16 protein-coding genes are annotated in these 17557 nt (G+C 35.7%); 7 read left to right on the forward strand and 9 right to left on the reverse strand.

From position 1 onward, the window contains the following. Window positions 1–19 precede the first annotated feature (19 nt). The 3 genes from rpsL to NBX25_RS11285 all read right to left on the reverse strand — a co-directional run bounded on the left by rpsL (window position 20) and on the right by NBX25_RS11285 (window position 3172). The gene (gene rpsL / locus NBX25_RS11275; RefSeq protein ID WP_002983146.1) at window positions 20–433 is read right to left on the reverse strand and encodes a 30S ribosomal protein S12; all 414 of its coding nucleotides are present in this window, start codon (window positions 431–433) and stop codon (window positions 20–22) included. Between the two features lie 181 nt (window positions 434–614). Then, entirely contained in the window at window positions 615–1574 is a 960-nt protein-coding gene (locus tag NBX25_RS11280) for an alkaline phosphatase family protein (protein ID WP_250253667.1), read from the reverse strand. A 155-nt stretch (window positions 1575–1729) separates the two neighbouring features. Then, a complete protein-coding gene (locus NBX25_RS11285) occupies window positions 1730–3172 on the reverse strand; it encodes a DUF8728 domain-containing protein (RefSeq protein WP_250253668.1) in 1443 nt (480 codons plus the stop codon). A 364-nt stretch (window positions 3173–3536) separates the two neighbouring features. Between NBX25_RS11285 and NBX25_RS11290 the strand changes: the two genes are divergently transcribed. The 3 genes from NBX25_RS11290 (at window position 3537) to NBX25_RS11300 (ending at window position 5884) form a co-directional block, all read left to right on the forward strand. Next, complete coding sequence (locus NBX25_RS11290) at window positions 3537–4013, forward strand: Dps family protein (protein ID WP_123858813.1); 477 nt, start codon at window positions 3537–3539, stop codon at window positions 4011–4013. 94 nt (window positions 4014–4107) lie between these two features. After that, window positions 4108–5286 carry a nicotinate phosphoribosyltransferase gene (gene pncB, locus NBX25_RS11295; RefSeq protein WP_250253669.1) on the forward strand — a complete coding sequence of 393 codons (1179 nt, stop codon included), beginning with the start codon at window positions 4108–4110 and terminating at the stop codon, window positions 5284–5286. A gap of 127 nt (window positions 5287–5413) precedes the next feature. Further along, entirely contained in the window at window positions 5414–5884 is a 471-nt protein-coding gene (locus tag NBX25_RS11300) for a YciI family protein (protein WP_250253670.1), read from the forward strand. A gap of 40 nt (window positions 5885–5924) precedes the next feature. Here the strand turns inward: NBX25_RS11300 and NBX25_RS11305 are convergent, their stop codons facing one another. Further along, window positions 5925–6095 carry a bacteriocin-like protein gene (locus NBX25_RS11305; protein ID WP_164464414.1) on the reverse strand — a complete coding sequence of 57 codons (171 nt, stop codon included), beginning with the start codon at window positions 6093–6095 and terminating at the stop codon, window positions 5925–5927. Between the two features lie 223 nt (window positions 6096–6318). Here NBX25_RS11305 and NBX25_RS11310 point away from each other — a divergent pair, with 223 nt between their 5' ends. Then, entirely contained in the window at window positions 6319–6555 is a 237-nt protein-coding gene (locus NBX25_RS11310; protein ID WP_123909175.1) for a hypothetical protein, read from the forward strand. 123 nt (window positions 6556–6678) lie between these two features. Beyond that, the gene (locus tag NBX25_RS11315; RefSeq protein WP_250253671.1) at window positions 6679–7434 is read left to right on the forward strand and encodes a DUF5995 family protein; all 756 of its coding nucleotides are present in this window, start codon (window positions 6679–6681) and stop codon (window positions 7432–7434) included. Window positions 7435–7500: 66 nt separating this feature from the next. Here NBX25_RS11315 and NBX25_RS11320 read toward each other — a convergent pair whose 3' ends face one another. The 5 genes from NBX25_RS11320 to NBX25_RS11340 all read right to left on the reverse strand — a co-directional run bounded on the left by NBX25_RS11320 (window position 7501) and on the right by NBX25_RS11340 (window position 15412). Then, window positions 7501–10599, reverse strand: a complete 3099-nt coding sequence (locus NBX25_RS11320; RefSeq protein WP_250253672.1) for an efflux RND transporter permease subunit — start codon at window positions 10597–10599, stop codon at window positions 7501–7503. Next, window positions 10599–11714 carry an efflux RND transporter periplasmic adaptor subunit gene (locus tag NBX25_RS11325; protein ID WP_123909178.1) on the reverse strand — a complete coding sequence of 372 codons (1116 nt, stop codon included), beginning with the start codon at window positions 11712–11714 and terminating at the stop codon, window positions 10599–10601. The genes NBX25_RS11320 and NBX25_RS11325 overlap by 1 nt, the downstream gene beginning before the upstream one ends. 42 nt (window positions 11715–11756) lie before the next feature. After that, complete coding sequence (locus tag NBX25_RS11330; protein ID WP_250253673.1) at window positions 11757–13031, reverse strand: TolC family protein; 1275 nt, start codon at window positions 13029–13031, stop codon at window positions 11757–11759. Window positions 13032–13374: 343 nt separating this feature from the next. After that, a complete protein-coding gene (locus NBX25_RS11335) occupies window positions 13375–14736 on the reverse strand; it encodes a HAMP domain-containing sensor histidine kinase (RefSeq protein ID WP_250253674.1) in 1362 nt (453 codons plus the stop codon). Between the two features lies 1 nt (window position 14737). Next, window positions 14738–15412: a response regulator transcription factor gene (locus NBX25_RS11340; RefSeq protein ID WP_123911789.1), complete on the reverse strand. Its 675-nt coding sequence runs from the start codon at window positions 15410–15412 to the stop codon at window positions 14738–14740. A 179-nt stretch (window positions 15413–15591) separates the two neighbouring features. Between NBX25_RS11340 and NBX25_RS11345 the strand changes: the two genes are divergently transcribed. After that, window positions 15592–17079 carry a DNA recombination protein RmuC gene (locus NBX25_RS11345; RefSeq protein WP_250253675.1) on the forward strand — a complete coding sequence of 496 codons (1488 nt, stop codon included), beginning with the start codon at window positions 15592–15594 and terminating at the stop codon, window positions 17077–17079. Window positions 17080–17092: 13 nt separating this feature from the next. Further along, window positions 17093–17509 (forward strand): hypothetical protein, encoded by a 417-nt coding sequence (locus NBX25_RS11350; protein ID WP_250253676.1) that lies wholly within the window; start codon window positions 17093–17095, stop codon window positions 17507–17509. Window positions 17510–17557 lie beyond the last annotated feature (48 nt).

Consider the following 17557-nt stretch of genomic DNA (forward strand, 5'->3'; position numbering starts at 1 on the left):
TCTGTACCTTATTTAATGATTATTTTTTCTTTCCTTTTGCAGGAGCAGCAGCTGCTTGTCCTGGTTTAGGTCTCTTAGCTCCGTACTTAGATCTTCTCTGAGTTCTTCCATTTACACCAGCGGTGTCTAATGCACCTCTTACGATGTGGTAACGTACTCCCGGTAGGTCTTTCACCCTTCCGCCTCTAACCAATACTATCGAGTGCTCTTGAAGATTATGTCCTTCGCCCGGGATATAGGCGTTAACTTCTTTACCGTTAGAAAGTCTTACCCTTGCTACTTTTCTAAGTGCAGAGTTAGGTTTCTTAGGTGTAGTTGTATATACTCTCGTACATACACCACGTCTTTGTGGACAAGAATCAAGGGCAGCCGATTTGCTCTTCTTGGCAAGCGTGGCTCTTCCTTTTCTTACTAATTGTTGAATAGTAGGCATTTAATTGCTTTTTATTTTAGGCTGCAAAAATAGTAATATTTTTTTAATTGACAAGCAGTTATGATATTTTATTTCGTCATCAATTTTCTTTATTTTTTTTCAAAACTACCGAAAACCTCCATTACTTTTATGTTATTGTGACATTTTAAGTAATGGAGGTTCGTATCAAAAAATCAAAATTTTATTTAAAGGCATCCTTTATTATTTTTCCTTTCATATATTGTTTAGGAACTCCTAAAAGTTCAGCCATTGTACTGGCAATGTCAATCTGCTCATAGTTTCCGGTGCTGATCGTAGTATTCTTTTTAAAATCAGGCCCCATGGCAAAGAACTCAATATGTCTACATCCTGCACAGTCGTCTCCATGTTCTGCAAAACCTCCGTTGGCATCTATATGTCTTCCGTGGTCATTAGAAACGATCAGTGTTGTTTTATCTTTATAAGCAGGAAGTGACTGGATATAATCCCAGATTTCTTTAATCGAAGCATCAGTAGTTTTAATGGCTTTGATGTATTCATTCCAATTATTAGCATGGCCATAAGAATCTACATCTTTAAGATTGATAACCATAACATTCGGACTATATTTTGCCATCACTTCTTTGGTTTTCGTCATGGTCACAAGATCATCACGATATCCAGATCCGTTTCCGCTTACTCCACAGTCAACACTTGGCTGGAACTTTCCTTTCCAGTCTGCTAGTTTACAATCGTTTAAAACTTCAAGTTTATCTTTAGAAGCAATGACCCATGCTTTTGTCTTATCTGCTCCTGTGAACTTCAGCCACTGCTGCATTACGGATGGAAACCCTGGCAATTCGGTTCCATTATTTTTAATATTCTCATATACTCCTGAACACATGGCACTATGCCCCGGGTTTGTGTTTGTAGTTCCATTGTTTTTAAAATTGCTGATAAAAACACCCTGGTTTAATAAACTTACCCTGTTAGGTATGTTTTCTTTATTAGGAGCTTCCCAGGTTTCAGAAATACGAGGACCATCCACTACTAAAAGTACAACGTTTTTAGTTTGATATTTACTTTCAACTTTAGGATCTGTGATGATCTGCGCCTCTGCATCATTATTACTGCATGAGAACATGAATAATGATACCATAGAATACAGGAAAAACTTCTTCATTGCTTTTTACTTTAAATTTATATTTCGAGTGCAAAGCTAGAAAACACAATCTCCGGATTCATTAACAAATTGTTATCTATTCCTTAAGAATTTAACACGAAAATCAACAATAAGAGAAATAAAAACACATCGGAAATGGAGGCTGTAATTGATATCTATTCTATTATTGTAACCGTAACATTTTTATTCCAATTGAATTTTTTGATATTTTGTTTCAACTGTTCAAGATTCTTCACATCTATAGAATATATGGAAACTTCCAGTCTGGCAACTGTTACTTTATCTTCAATCTTTAGTGTGGCTGCTTTTCTCCAATAAGAAGGAACATACCCCTGCAGCCAGCCTTCATATACAACCGCAATGTCATATTTATTATCCAGACAATAGTTGCTAAGAAAGTTTCCAAACTTTTGGTCAAACGATTTTTTATTTTCATTAAAATGAATGGTTTCTACAGATCCAAGACCTGCAATATCCAGCAAATGAATATCCGTATAATAACAAACTGCTCCAATATCATTAGCTACTACTTTAGAAGTATTATAAAACTGGTGTAAAAATTTTGCAGACTGTACCTGTTGTTCATAAATATTCTTACCTCCATTGCTCATAATAGGATGAGCAACCCAACATTTATAGATCATCAAAAAAACATTAGCTGCCACTAACAGACTTATCCATTTTTCTTTTACAATATAATCCTTCCAATTAAAGAACAGTCCTTTACATTTTGGGATTAATACCATACTAAAGCCTGTAAGAATATAAGCTTCATAACGTAAATGCCCTTTTAAATCAGCAAACATAGAATGGCAGATCATCAACAGTGAAAATACAATTAATAAAAAATTATCCCGCACTACTTCTTTTAGCGATTTATTTATAAAGTCCCTGTAAATAAACACCATGCATAACAAAAGAGGAAAAATTCCTATTTTATAAAAGCTGATATTCAGCAAAAGATTATCCAGTAAAATGACCTTAACCTGCTCAAATATATTGGCATCAAGACTTAATTTTGTTCCTTTTACCAATACTGAGTTAGGAAAAAAGTACCCGTCCTGCTGATAATTGAAAGCACAAAATGCTATAATAGGAATGAAGCCCAACAATACAACAAACAATGCTTCTTTCCATTTTCTGACAACGGCAAACATAAAAGCCAGAATTACAAAATAAAACATACTTTCGAAGCGAACTAATCCCATCAACAGCAAACTGAAATAAAAGCCAAATAGGATAAGTTTATTATGACCAATACGGGAAAGACAAAAGATATTAACCGCAAACAAGAACACCTGAAAAACATGTTCCATTCCTGAAAGAATATTCAAAGGAAGTACAATAAAGAATGCAGTAAAAAGTATGGCTAAAACAGTTTTTTTAACTTCTTTAAAAATTTCAGCATAATATTCGGAAAGAACATAAAGAATTCCAATACTAAAAAAAACATTGAAATACAGCGGAATCTGATCATTGTTTCCAAAAACTTTAATCAGTACACTAAGAATATACGTAAATAACGGAGAAGAGGAAGTAGAAGAAAACTGATATCTTGTCATCCCCCATACTTCATAGAATGCAAAATTCTTTGCCATTGCAAGATGAATGTATGCATCATCCAAAAGATAGACATAGTGTCCGTCAGTTTTCAGAATAGAATTGATATAATATAATAAACAAACTGAGAAAAAAAAGATAAAAGACAGCAAGAAGCTTCGTACACCTATATTTCGGACTATTCCCATTTTAAAATTAAATATAAACATTAATTATTCAGCTGATAAATTCAGCCTATGATTTCAGCTATCACCTTCCTATCCCCACGCATAGCCTTCATCATTTGCAATATTAATACTTCCAAACTATTTTAAAAAATTTTCTTATAGTTATCATCTATTGATATCCCGGGCTATTCGGCACGATATTTCGTAACTTTGAGATATATAAAAAGATAAACTTATGAAAAACGCTAGTATTATAGGGCTTAAAGAAGCCGACTGCAAGAAAATAGCAGAAAAATTAAATGCACTTTTAGCCAACTATTCTATTTTTTATCAGAACACCAGAGGTTCTCACTGGAATATTAAAGGGGACCAGTTCTTTACCCTTCACCCGAAGTTTGAAGAACTTTACAATAGCTTAGTTTTAAAAATTGATGAAATTGCAGAAAGAATTCTGACATTAGGGGCTATTCCTGCCCACAACTACTCTGATTATTTAAAAGTAGCCACCATCAAAGAAAGCAAAGAAGTAACGGACGGAAACAAAAGTGTTGAGCAAATTCTAAGCTCATTCAAAGTTGTTATTGACCTACAGAGAGAGCTTTTAGATATTACAGATAAGGCTGGGGATGAAGGTACCAACTCTCAGATGAGTGACTACATTACCGAACAGGAGAAAGAAGTTTGGATGTACAATTCTTATTTGGGGAAATAAACCGATAGGTTCATCAAAATATTTCAAAAAAATCGCCTTACATTTAGGCGATTTTATTTTTAATTTTTATATTTGCGTTAAAATTACACATATTATGAACGACGTAAGACTAAATTCTATACTGGATAACGATTTCTATAAAATAACCATGCAAAATGCTGTGGTAAAACTTTTTCCTAGTTCTATTGTTAAATATGAATTCATCAACAGAGGGAAACATCATTTTCCGGAAGGTTTTGATATAGCATTAAAGGAAGCTGTTAATAAAATGGCTGAACTTAAACTTACCAAGGATGAAAAGAAATTCATGGCCAGAACGTGTCCTTATATTGATCTTCCCTATCTTGATTTCCTTGAAGGCTATCATTTTGATCCGTCTGAAGTGAAAATTCACCAGGAAGGTGGAGATCTTTCCGTAATTGTTGAAGGTCTTTGGTACAGAACAATTCTTTGGGAAGTTCCTCTATTGGCAATCATCAGTGAGCTGCACTATGAAATGAACCATATGGAGAGAGATTCTAATGAAGTGGTAATGAGCAAAACCCTTGAGAAAGCAGATTCTTTAGGCAGACTGGGAGTAACATTTGCTGAGTTCGGGACCCGTAGAAGACATTCCTATAAAGTACAGAATTTAGTCATGGAAGCCTTAACACAGAAAAAAGATTCTACTTTCATCGGAAGTTCCAATGTTCATTTTGCGATGAAATATGGAGTGAAGCCAATCGGAACCCATGCTCACGAGTGGTTTATGTTCCATGCTGCTGAATATGGTTTCAAAATGGCTAATGAACTGGCTTTGGAACATTGGGTAGATGTTTACAGAGGTGATTTGGGAGTAGCCCTTTCTGACACTTACACTACGGATGTTTTCTTCCAGCAATTCGATAAAAAATTCGCAAAACTTTTTGATGGAGTACGTCATGACAGTGGTGATGCGTTGGAGTTTGCAGATAAAACCATTGCGCATTATCAGAAAAACGGCATCAATCCAATGTTTAAATATATCATTTTCTCTGATGCCTTAAATCTTGAAAAGGTGGAAGAAATCACAAGCTACTGCAGAGGAAAAATAGGTATTTCTTTCGGAATAGGAACTAACCTTACGAACGATGTGGGATTAAAGCCAATGAATATCGTAATGAAACTTATTGGTGTACAAGCTCCCAACAAGGAATGGATTCCAACGGTGAAACTTTCTGATGAGCGCGGAAAATATACCGGTGATCCTAAAATGATTGAATTGGCCAAAGAATTTTTAAGAATAAAAGATTGATATAACCTCATCAAATCTATTAGATATAACCTCGTAACCATCGAGGTTTTTTTGTATCACATCATCATTTGAAATCGAAGTCTCATCAATTTACAGGGTTTTATTATATTTATCAAAACAAAGCAATATGATATCAAGAACATTACTTATCCCTTCCCTCCTCTTTTCTGTGTTATCTTTCGCTCAGGACAAAAAAAATGAAAAACCGAAGTTCAATCAGGAATTGGCTGCTTCATTGGGAGCAGATCAATATGGCATGAAACCTTATACTATTGTGATGCTGACAACCGGTACTGCAAAAATTGAAGATAAAACCAAAATGGGAACTTTAATGAAAGGACACATGGAAAACATTGGTAAACTGGCTCATGAAGGAAAAATTGTGGTCGCAGGTCCTTTCCTTGAAAAAAATAAAGAAAACTACCGTGGAATGTTTATTTTCAATACAAAATCTAAAGAAGAAGCCGAGCAGTGGGTAAAAACTGACCCTGCAGTTCAGGCTGGAATTTTCAGTTATGAAATTTTCCCTTGGTATGGCTCCGCAGCCTTACCGCTATACCTGAAACATCATGATGAAATTTCAAAAGAGAATCCTTAAAGAATAAAGCAAAATCCCTCAATTGAGGGATTTTTTATTGTTAGTCCATACAAATAAATGGTTTTCTCGGCGGATAGCAACAATAAGGATTGCTACAGAATGTATAGCCTGCCGGGCAGCTTCCTCCATCCACTGGTACCAGGCATACAGCTGCAGCACCTCCTAAAACAGTTTTCAACTCTTGTCTGTTTAAGTTTTTTAAATTTTTCATAGGTATTTAGTTTAGTTTTAATTTCCTACTCTTTAAGATTTTCGGATTCCTCTTTTTATTTCTCATTAATTGGAAATAAATATACAATTTATTTCCTTAAATATTTACGTTTCAAACCACTATGATTAAAAAAAGAAATATTTTCATTATTTTAGTCTAATCAAAAGAAAAAACTTACAAACTGATTGTAAGAAAGTTAGCATTAACAAAAAAAATTAATTCCATGAAAAAAATGAACGTATCAAAACTTTCAAGAACAGAACTGAAAGATGTATTCGGCGGGTATTTACATCTACCAGAATGTCCCGGAGGATGTCCTGGTGAAGGTATGATCAGATGCCCTGACGGCTCAACCACTATGACTAATTTTGTATGCATGGGTGGAAGATGTGAACCGGCTGCGATGTGTAAGCCTCTGGTTCTTGAACCTTTTCCGGATCCGATTGTAATCACTCCATAACCTGAGAAATAAAGTGAGCTTACTGCTCACTTTTTTCATGAATATAAAGCTATTCTACGAATCTCCAAAGCCATATACCACTGATTGCAGGTTTTTATTATCTTTAAATAAACAAAACCTACCATGAAAACCATCGAAGAAGTCTTGAAAAGACTAGATGAGATTATCATCTGGTGCAAAGAAAACAAAAGTCCGGCTGGATATTTCGCCTGTACTTATCGCATTATGACGGCCCATGTTTTAAAAGGAATTCAACAAAAGAAATTTGAAGATAATCCCCGAATGACAACGCTGGATATTGCTTTTGCACAACGCTACCTGGAAGCATGGGAAAACTACAGTAATGGTAAAAAGTGTACTAATACCTGGTATATTGCCTTTGAAGCCACCAAAAATAAAGATCTTCTGATTTTACAGCATATTTTTCTGGGGATGAATGCACATATTAATCTGGATCTGGGGATTTCTGCAGCGACTATTATGCCCTACCGGAAGATTAACCCACTAAAAAAGGATTTTGAAAATATCAATACTGTTATTGCTTCTATTAATCAGAAAGTTCAGGATTCCCTGAACAAAATATGTTATCCCGTCAACCTCATCGATAAGCTGTCTAACGGAAAAGATAACGCTGTACTAGATTTTGCGATATCCAAAGCCAGAGATACTTCATGGGCAACAGCAGTGATTGCATCCAATACCCCTAATTTTTTAAGAGAACAGGTTATTAATATCGTAGATTATGCAGCTGCAAAGGTGGCTACACAAATTTTGAATCCAAAAATTCTTACTCCTCCCTTACTTAAAGAACTGAAGAAATGTGAAAGTTCTGATATTGTGAAGAATATTGAAATACTGGAATCAACAAAAACAGTTTAAGCTAAAACAAAAAGGCCAGGATCTTCCTCACGGATCCCGGCCAAATAATGAACAAATAAAAAGAAACTATAAGGTCTCTTTATGCTTTTTACGATAGGCATAATAGAACACAATCGGTAATATGGTAAATGAGAGCATCATACAGATAATTAATCCACCTACAATCATAATAGCCAAAGGTTTTTGAATTTCAGAGCCCATTCCATTGGACATTGCTGCCGGAAGAAGTCCCATAGATCCCATCAGCGCAATCATCACCACCGGACGGATCCTGCTTTTAACTCCTTCAGCAATGGAATCTCTGAGTGACATTCTGTTCTGAAGATTTTCTTTCATCACTCCAATCAGAACAATCCCATCAATAGTAGCTACTCCAAAAAGGATGATGAATCCGATTCCTGCAGAAATTCCAAAGATGGTTCCTGTAAACCACAGGGATAGAAACCCTCCAATGAATGCAAATGCTAATGTAATAGAAGAGATCAATGTATCTTTTACATTCCCAAAGTTGAAATACAGCAACATCAAAATAAGTACAAGTGAAATAGGAACTACCATCGCTAATTGCTTCGCCGCTCTTTCTTTACTTTCGAACTCACCGGCCCATGTCATTTTATGACTTTTCGGAAGCTTGACTTCTTTCTCTACTTTTTCTTTAGCTTCTTTAATGGTACTTCCCAGATCTCGTCCTTCAATATTAAATCCTACACCAATATATCTACTGTTCCCTTCTCTGTAAATAAATGAAGGTCCGGTATGATAATCAATGGTTGCTATTTCTTTCAATGGAACTTTTTTATTATCCTGTGTCGGGATCAGAATATTCCCCATTTTTTCCGGCGTATCACGATATTCTTTTTCGAATCTGAGCATCACATCAAACATTCTTTCTTCTTCATAGAACTTAGTAGCCGCCTGTCCGCCAATGGTCATTTCAATTACCGCCTGGGCATCTGCTGTAGACACTCCGTATTTTGCCATTTTTGAATCGTGAAGCTGTATCCTCAATTCAGGAAGTCCAATATTTTTAAATACATTCACATCTGAAATTCCCGGAACCGTTCTGATAGAATTGGCTACTTTATTGGCATAATTTTCAAGTTCAAATAAATCATTCCCGAATATTTTAATCACCAGCGGCGCTTTTACCCCTGCTACATATTCCTCCACATTATCCTGAATCGGCTGGCTAAATCCAAAGTTTATTCCCGGATATTTTTCAAGGGAAACTCTCATCTCTTCAAGAAGTTCATCCTTGGATATTTTTTTCTTCCATTCGTTTTCCGGTTTCAGCTGGATATTAAATTCGATATTAAAGAATCCTGTAGGGTCTGTTCCGTCATTAGGACGGCCGGTTTGAGTCATTACAAATTTTACTTCATCATATTTCATCAAAATCTCCTTCATCTCTTTAGTCAAACGAACAGATTCATCCAGGTTTACACTATTGGGAAGCGTAGCACGTACATAAATAGCTCCTTCATTCAGTTTAGGTAAGAATTCCGAACCGTAGTTTGAAAATCTCCACCCGCAAATGGCAAGTAAAGCGATAAAACCGACAACAAATCCTTTTTTATGACGAATACTGAATTCATAGATTCTGTAAATGTTTACTCTAAAGAATCTTGAGATGAAGTTTTCTTTTTCCTCAATATTTTTAGTTAATAAAAGCTTACACATTGCCGGAACGTATGTCAAACTTAAAATCAAAGATCCTAATAAGGCATATCCCAATGTAAATGCTAAAGGAGAAAACATTTTCCCTTCCACTTTCTGGAAAGAGAAGATGGGCATCAGCGCTACAATTAAGATTAGTAAAGCAAAGAAAATATAGCTTGCTACACTTCCTGCACTTTTCTTAATAATTCCCAGTTTGGAAATTTTATTAAATCTCTTTAATCCGATCTTCTTGGCTTTCAGCTCGAGGGCGACAAATACATGTTCAACGATGACGAGCGTTCCTTCCAGTAATAGTCCAAAGTCCAGGGCTCCCATAGAAATAAGGTTGGCCGGAAGCCCCTGAATTTTCAGCATAATAATGGCAAAAAGAAAAGCCAGCGGAATCACTGATGCTACAATAAATGTTGTTCGCCAGTTATACAGGAAAATGAATACAATAATGGAAACCAGAATAACTCCTTCAATCAGGTTTTTGGAAACCGTGTGAACCGTTGTATTTACTAGTTCTGTACGGTCAATGATCGGTACAATCTGAACATCTCCAGGTAATTCTCCACCATTTAACTGTTCTATTCTGTCTTTAAGTCTTGCGATCACCTCACTTGGATTTTCTCCACGAAGCATGATGACAATGCCTTCCACTACATCATTTTCCTTATTGTATCCTACTTGTCCTAATCTCGGTTTTGCCGACACTTTAACTTCAGCAACATGCTTTACCAAAATAGGAGTAGAACCTTTTACTTCAATTTGAATATTTTCAATGTCATCCTTCTTCTCTAAAAGACCGATCCCCCTTACTACATAAGCCTGATCTCCTTTGGCCACAACATCACCTCCTACATTAATATTACTCTTCGAAACTGCTTCATACACATCCAGGGGGGAAAGGTCGTAATTGTGTAATTCCGTAGGATTAATTTTTATTTCATATGTTTTTTCTTCGCCACCAAAGCTTACCACATCAGCAACTCCAGGAACAGCCAGTAATTCTCTTTCTACCACCCAATCCTGAATAGCCGTGACTTCTTTAATCGGCAATTTACTTTTAATGATATAGCGGTAAATTTCACCAGTTGCTCCGGATGGAGGCTCAATGCTATATTCTGCGCCGGCAGGAAGATTTACATTCCCCAGTTTATTAGATGCATACTGCTGCGCATAAAAGTCATTGACATGGTCATCAAAAATCACTGTTACCACTGATAATCCGAACAAGGAAATAGATCTCACCGAAGTTTTATTCGGAATAGCATTCATTTCCTTGGAAATGGGCAATGTGACAAACTTTTCTATTTCTTCGGCACTTCTTCCCGGCCATTGGGTGATTACTCTTACCCTGGTATTGGTAACATCCGGGAAGGCTTCAATCGGAGTGTGTATATAAGAATAGATTCCTCCAAGCAACAACATGAAAGTTCCTAAAAGAACAATCAAAGAATTTTTCAAAGAGAAGGAAACTATATTCTGTACAAATTTTCGCATTACTTCTTAGAATTATTTAATTGGTTTTTCAGGTTCTCATAAATTAACAATCCATTGGAAGCGATTACATTTTCTCCCTGTTTCAGATTTCCTTCTACATAGATATATTGACTGTTTGAGGCAATCTCCGTAACAGGCCTTATTTCCAACTCACAGTCTTTTTTATATACTACTACATAGCTTTGATTATTATCGAAGATCAAAGCTTTCGCAGGAATAGCCAAAGCACTTTTATTTTGGGAATTAATCGGCAATACAACATCTGCAGACATTCCCGGTCTTAGTTTCATTCCGTTATTATCCATAATGATCTTCGCTTTCAGTACTCTTTCATTTTCATTAAAAACCTGAGAGATATTGTTGATCTTTCCTGAAAAACTATCATCCGGATACGCTAAAGTCTTCACTACTACCGGCTGATCTACATAAACATGTCTCATATTGGTAGCATACACATTTGCCATGACCCAGACCTTATCCAGATTGGAAATGGTAAAAAGCTGGTCACCACCTGCAGTTACAGGCATCCCTTTAGAAATATTTTTGTTGATTACATAACCATCCGCAGGAGCTTTGATCTGAAGATTGCTTCCTCCCGCAGAATACAATTGCATATTCTTTTGGGTTTTAGAAATATTGGACTGCAAAATTGTTACCTCTGCTCTTGCTTCCTGAAGATCTTTCTGAGAGGCAATATCATCTTTATACATTGCTTCTACAGAAGACAGTTTTCTCTTAGCTACGGCAAGCTGAGCCTGCAATGTTTGAGTGTCATCCTGCATTTCATTAACAGCCGTACTTTTTACAGTCGCCAGAATCTGTCCTTTTTTCACATAATCTCCAAGAGAAAAATACGTATCGGTAACTACTCCGTCCACAAGGCTTACAAAGGGAACTGTTTTATCAGAATTGCTCTCCACTTCTCCAGTAAGGGTAATGCTTTCTTCAATAGGAAGCATTTCTGCCTTAGCCAGTTTAATATCTTTTTTAAGTTCTTTGCTGATACAATATCCTTTTTCAACTTCGTTGCCCTGCTTCTGATCTTTACACCCCGTAAGTGTTACCATAGCGGACAGATAAATTACTGCGATATATTTAGTAGTGTTCATTTTCATAAGTAGATGTTCATATATTTTAAGGCCATGCTGAATGGTCATTTATAAATCCTGTCCTACAACGTATTGCAGGTTTTCAAAGTATTGATTAAGTTCTTTTTTAGTATCCAGAATGATCATTTTATTACCGATATAAGTATCCAGAAAATCCATATACTCCAACATACTGATATTCCTTAGTCTGAAGTTCTTTTCATGGCTCACCAATAAGCCATCCAGGGTGGACTCGTAAGTATCATCAATTTCCTCTGAGACCTGTTGGGTACGGATATAGTTTCTGAAAACGGAAACAATTTCATTCTCAGATTTTAGCTGATTTTTACGGGTTTCATTTTTACTTTTCTCGATTTCAAGCCTGGCTTCCTGAATATTTCCTTTATTTCTGTCGAAGATGGGAAGGTCAACCGAAACTCCTAATCCAATAAAATCTTTCATAATGTTACCTCCGCGGTCATAGCCTATTGAAACAGCTACATCAGGAGTTTTCATCGCATTTTGAATTTCAAGATTCTTGGCAGCATGTTTCTCTTTATTTTTAGCGATCAGGATATCCGGACGGTTTTCTTTTGCTTTTTCCATCCATTGTGCCAGTTCGATTTCTGAAAGCTGTTTTTCCGGCATTGCAAATGAATCTGAAATAACAAGATACGAGTGAGATGGAATCATCAGCAAAGCCTTTAGTTCAGCCTGTTGATCTTCTATTTCCTGCTTCAATGAAACCAGCTTTTTCTTGAATTCAATTTCCTGAGCCTTCAAACGGATATATTCAGCCTTACTGATATTTCCCAAGGTCAATTGATTGTTATAGGATCTTGTTAATTTTTCGATAGAAGCAATTTGCCCTTGATAAATCTTCTGCTGTTCCTGATTGTATTGAATTTCAGTAATCGAGTTCCTTAAAGTCTTTTTGAGCTCACGCAATACTTCCTGTAATTCATATTTTTCACCTTCTACTTCTATTTTTTGCAGTTCGATATTTTTCCGTCTTTTCCCTGCGGTCTGGATCACCTGCTCTATTTCAGCAGAAATTTGAGTGTTCTTCCCCCAGTTTCCGATCAGGGCAGGCTGTTCTTCAATATCATAGGTTCTCCAAAGGTTTACTTCACTGATACTTAATTTAGGATTGGGCCAGTATTTGGCCTGAAGAGCTCTGGCCTCAGCCTGAGAAATCTCTAATTTCTGAGCAATAAGATCTAGGTTATTGGTCAGAAAAATGGTTTCAGCTTCCTTTCTGCTGATCTTCAGGGTATCTGAAATCTGTGCTGAAAAGAAACTGAAACAATGAATATAAAATAGTGTAAAAAAAATCTTCTTCAAGGTCTCTTATTTTAAGACCACAAAGCTATTCTCCTAATATTAGAGCTAATTTCGAATGAAATTAAAATTCAATTAGACCAACATTAGAGTTTGATTAGAACAGGTAGAGATCCGTTTTAAAACACTCACAGATCATATAAATTAAGCAGATTTTTAAACACAAATGACATGAATGCATTCACAAATGACAGGATTTATATTCCCCTAAAAATGCATCCATAACCCTCTGTGAAAATTCGTGGAATCTATGGGAAATTTACATCAAGAGAAACGGACTTTAGTAGGTTTATATTCAAATAAGGATTCGATTGGCTTTAGCCAAAACCTAAAAAATTTTGCAATTTTAGAAATTAGCTGGAAATACAAGCAGGACATCCGTACCCACATCTATTGTAGAATCAATTTTCATAATAATATGATGGTGATCAAAAATGCTTTTTGATAACGATAACCCAATGCCACTCCCCTTAATTGAATCCACATTCTTCCCTCTGTAAAACGTTTCTGTAATCTTTACAAGGTCATTTGCAGGAATCCCTTTTCCTTGATCCTTCACTTCAATATTCAATTGATTATTCTTTTCCGATAAGATAATTTCTACAGGATGCCCATAAGAATATTTGATTGCATTTTCTACAATATTATATAAAGCCAAATAGAGGAGAGTCTCATTCCCGGGAAATTCTAATAAAGCAGGTTTTGGAACCTGAAGTTGTATTTTAATATGGGAGTGATTTTCTTTTGCCCTAGGCTCCAGTTTTTCATAGATCTTCCAGATAAGCTCATCTATTCTTACCTGTTTGTGGGAAGATTCAAGTTTTGTCATCCCGGACATCAATAAAAGGTTATTGAGAATATTTTCAATCTCATACACGTTATCCAAAGATTCCTTCGCCACTTTTTTATATTCTTCGGGAGTACGGTCTTTTTGAGCAAATACTTCCAGGTTTCCGGAAATAGCTGCTAAAGGAGTTTTAAATTCGTGAGAAACATAGTTGATAAAGTTTTGTTGCAGCAGAACATTTTCAGAAATTCGTCCCAGCAATTTATTATAAGACTTGATCAGATCTTCAATCTCATCATTGGTATTGGTGGAAGTAATAGCAGTAGAGATATTATTATAATCCACCTTATTAATACGTTCTACTACATTAGAAATAGGCTTATATACCACCTTTGAAAGATAACGGCTTAAAAAATAAATTGCCAAAAGCCCAATAATCAACACAGAAAGCATAATGATCGAAAGCCTCCAGATCTGTGATTGAAATGAATCATTGGGAGACTTTACAAAAACTACAAAATCACCCTGATTATCAGGATAGAAAATTCCATAGTAGAACTGATTATCAGACATAAACTGAGTTCCCTTATTATTTCTGGCCGCTTGTAAGTGAGACGCTTTAATATTTTTATCATTCAGGTTTTGCCCAAATGTTACTTCATTATTCTGGTTATAAACGGCTACCTGATTATTCTGAATAAGATGTTTATATTCCTGTTTAATCTGGGCGTGCCTGTCTTTAGGTAATTCGTCTTTTTCAAGATAATAAATGGCAGAAATCAGGGCAGTATTCCGAAGTTTTTCAAAATAAAAAATCTTCGTACTATCATAATAGGCAAAAAATATCACCGCAGATATGATGATAGAAACAATGCCGAACGAAAGGCTGGAAATAAGGGTAAACCTGTTCCTGAGCGTCATACTAATCTTTAATTAAATATCCTGTTCCTTTTACAGTATGAATAATTTTCTGTTCCGATTCGTCAATTTTGTTACGAACGTAGGAAATGTAAACATCTACCACATTGGTTGCACTGTCAAAATCGATGCCCCAGACGTTATGCAAAATCTGAGTTCTGCTCAACACCTTGTTTTTATTCTCCATAAGAAAAGTAAAAAGCTTGTATTCTGTAGGAGAAAATTCGATTTCCGTATTATTTTGGGTGACTTTATGAAGATCCGTATCAATTCTAATATTGCCACAAGACAGATACTGGTCTTCTTTCTGATAGCTTAATTTATTCCTTCTTGTCAACGCTTTAATTCTGGAGATCAATTCTTCGAAATGAAATGGTTTGGATAAGTAATCATCCGCTCCCAGATCCAACATCTTAATTTTATCATCCGGACTATTTAATGCACTTAACACTAAAATCGGAGTATAATTTCCTTTAAACCTTATGATCTGTGTAAGCTGCATTCCATCCAATCCGGGGAGCATAATATCCATTAATATTATATCAAAATCATAGGTATGAAGAATTTCCCTGGCTTTTTCACCAGAATCTGCAAGCGTCATCGTATAGCCGGCTTCAGAAAGTCCTTTCAACAGGAAGCTGCTAATTCTCTGATCGTCCTCTACCAATAAGATATTCATAATGTCTCTGAAATTTCCCATAAATATAGGGATAATGATTGAAGAAAGGAAGCCAGAGGAAGGAAGCAAAGATTTTTTCAGAGATTAAAAGAATAGCTTATGGTAATGTAAAACGCCTTCCGGAAATTTATTATTCAGTATTAACTTCCAGCCTTTTTTCCTAATTTTGAAGAATGGAGATGACCTATTTAATTATTGGATGTATTGTGGGCGGAGTCCTGGGAGCCATTATTTTATATTTTGCCTTGAAATCTTCAACGGTTTCAAGAAGCTCTTATGATGAACTTAATTTCTTGCATATTAAAAACAAATCAGATCTTGAAAACTCGAACACAAAGATCCAGGAACTTAACCAGCATCTCAATAAAGAAAAGGATCTCAATATCCAGCAGCAGGATCTTCTGAACGATCTGAAAAATGAATTTGCCAAGCTCTCTGCTCAGCATTCCTCATTAAACAGTCAGTTTCAGGATCAAAAACAACTAATGCTGAAACAGGATTTCCAGATTGAAAATCTTATTGCTGAGAAACAGGATTTCTTTGCTAAAAATTCTGAACTTTCTGCACAAAATGACAGTCTTCAGAAATTGCTGAATACTCAAAAAGAAGAGATCACTAAAATACAGGAAGCTTCCAAACTGCAATTTGAAAATCTGGCCAATAAGATATTGGAAGAAAAAACAGAGAAATTCACCACTTTAAATCAGAATAATCTAAAAAATATCCTTGAACCCTTTCAGGAAAAGATTACAGATTTAAAAAACAGAGTGAATGAAGCCTATGAAAAGGAAAATAAAGAACGTTTCTCTTTGGCTGAAAAAGTAAAAGAACTTGCCGAACTGAACCAACAAATCTCCGAAGATGCCAAAAAATTAACCAGAGCGCTGAAGGGTGAAAGTAAAACCCAGGGAAATTGGGGTGAGATGATTCTTGAAAGCATCCTTGAAAAGTCCGGATTGGTAAAAGGAAGAGAATATTTTCTGGAACATGAACTTCGTGATGAAGACAATAAAGCTTTGTTCTCTGAATTTTCCGGTAAGAAGATGCGACCGGATGCCGTTGTAAAATACCCCGATGAAAGAAATGTCATCATTGATTCTAAAGTTTCCCTTACTGCATTTACAGAATTGATAGATGAAACCGATCAGGATGTATATATGATGAAGCTTAATCAACATTTGGGTTCCATCAAAAATCACATTACACAGCTTAGTCAGAAAGCGTATGATGATTACGGAAAATCTTTGGATTTTGTTATGATGTTCATTCCGAGTGAACCGGCATATATTGCAGCCATGCAGGCAGACCAAGACCTTTGGAACTACGCTTATGAAAGAAGAATTTTGCTCTTGAACCCAAGCAACCTGATTACTTCTTTAAAACTAATTGCTGACCTTTGGAAACGTGAATATCAAAACAAAAATGCCCTTGAAATTGCTGAAAGAGGAGCCCGGTTATATGATAAATTCGTAGGATTTGTGGATAACCTTGAAAAAGTAGGACGAAATCTTGATCTTGCCAAAAACGTTTACAATGATGCTTACAAACAGCTTTACACAGGAAACGACAACCTTGTGATCCAGACTCAAAAACTAAAATCATTAGGTATAAAAAATAAAAAAGACCTTCCTCAGAGTCTTATTGACAACAGTAATTTAATAGAATAAAAACCGGAACACCATGAAAAAATCAAATCTTATCTTATTAATATGTCTTATTCTTTATCTCGCCTCACTTCCTTTCACCGCAGTGTATGCAAAAGGACATGAAATGAGTGGATTAGCCTGTGCATTGTTAGGTTGGGCAGAAATGGATGGTGGCGGAATAGCATGGCTGGCTAATCCTTTACTTTTTATCGGAGCTTTTTTTCTATTATTAAAACAAATAAAAATATCTGCTGTACTCAGCCTGATCGCCTTTGGTCTTACATTTTGCTATTTATCTGTAGGAGAAATTACAGTGAATGAAGCTGGGCACAAATTCCCCATAACCGGATATGGTCCGGGATATTTTCTTTGGATAGCAAGCTGTTTTTCATTACTGATTGGAAGTATTATTCTGATGAAAGCACCTGAGAAAGTTCAAAACCCTACTTAATTCTCAAGTAATAGTCAACCGATAAATTGGATACGGTATATTGAAAAC

The sequence above is a fragment of the Chryseobacterium sp. Marseille-Q3244 genome (assembly GCF_940807095.1).
Classification (GTDB): Bacteria; Bacteroidota; Bacteroidia; order Flavobacteriales; family Weeksellaceae; genus Chryseobacterium.

Coding starts and splice junctions, on each gene's coding strand:
- rpsL (WP_002983146.1), bottom strand. CDS start 433: ATGCCTACTATTCAACAATTAGTAAGAAAAGGAAGAGCCACGCTTGCC.
- NBX25_RS11280 (WP_250253667.1), bottom strand. CDS start 1,574: ATGAAGAAGTTTTTCCTGTATTCTATGGTATCATTATTCATGTTCTCA.
- NBX25_RS11285 (WP_250253668.1), bottom strand. CDS start 3,172: ATGGCAAAGAATTTTGCATTCTATGAAGTATGGGGGATGACAAGATAT.
- NBX25_RS11290 (WP_123858813.1), top strand. CDS start 3,537: ATGAAAAACGCTAGTATTATAGGGCTTAAAGAAGCCGACTGCAAGAAA.
- pncB (WP_250253669.1), top strand. CDS start 4,108: ATGAACGACGTAAGACTAAATTCTATACTGGATAACGATTTCTATAAA.
- NBX25_RS11300 (WP_250253670.1), top strand. CDS start 5,414: ATGATATCAAGAACATTACTTATCCCTTCCCTCCTCTTTTCTGTGTTA.
- NBX25_RS11305 (WP_164464414.1), bottom strand. CDS start 6,095: ATGAAAAATTTAAAAAACTTAAACAGACAAGAGTTGAAAACTGTTTTA.
- NBX25_RS11310 (WP_123909175.1), top strand. CDS start 6,319: ATGAAAAAAATGAACGTATCAAAACTTTCAAGAACAGAACTGAAAGAT.
- NBX25_RS11315 (WP_250253671.1), top strand. CDS start 6,679: ATGAAAACCATCGAAGAAGTCTTGAAAAGACTAGATGAGATTATCATC.
- NBX25_RS11320 (WP_250253672.1), bottom strand. CDS start 10,599: ATGCGAAAATTTGTACAGAATATAGTTTCCTTCTCTTTGAAAAATTCT.
- NBX25_RS11325 (WP_123909178.1), bottom strand. CDS start 11,714: ATGAAAATGAACACTACTAAATATATCGCAGTAATTTATCTGTCCGCT.
- NBX25_RS11335 (WP_250253674.1), bottom strand. CDS start 14,736: ATGACGCTCAGGAACAGGTTTACCCTTATTTCCAGCCTTTCGTTCGGC.
- NBX25_RS11340 (WP_123911789.1), bottom strand. CDS start 15,412: ATGAATATCTTATTGGTAGAGGACGATCAGAGAATTAGCAGCTTCCTG.
- NBX25_RS11345 (WP_250253675.1), top strand. CDS start 15,592: ATGACCTATTTAATTATTGGATGTATTGTGGGCGGAGTCCTGGGAGCC.
- NBX25_RS11350 (WP_250253676.1), top strand. CDS start 17,093: ATGAAAAAATCAAATCTTATCTTATTAATATGTCTTATTCTTTATCTC.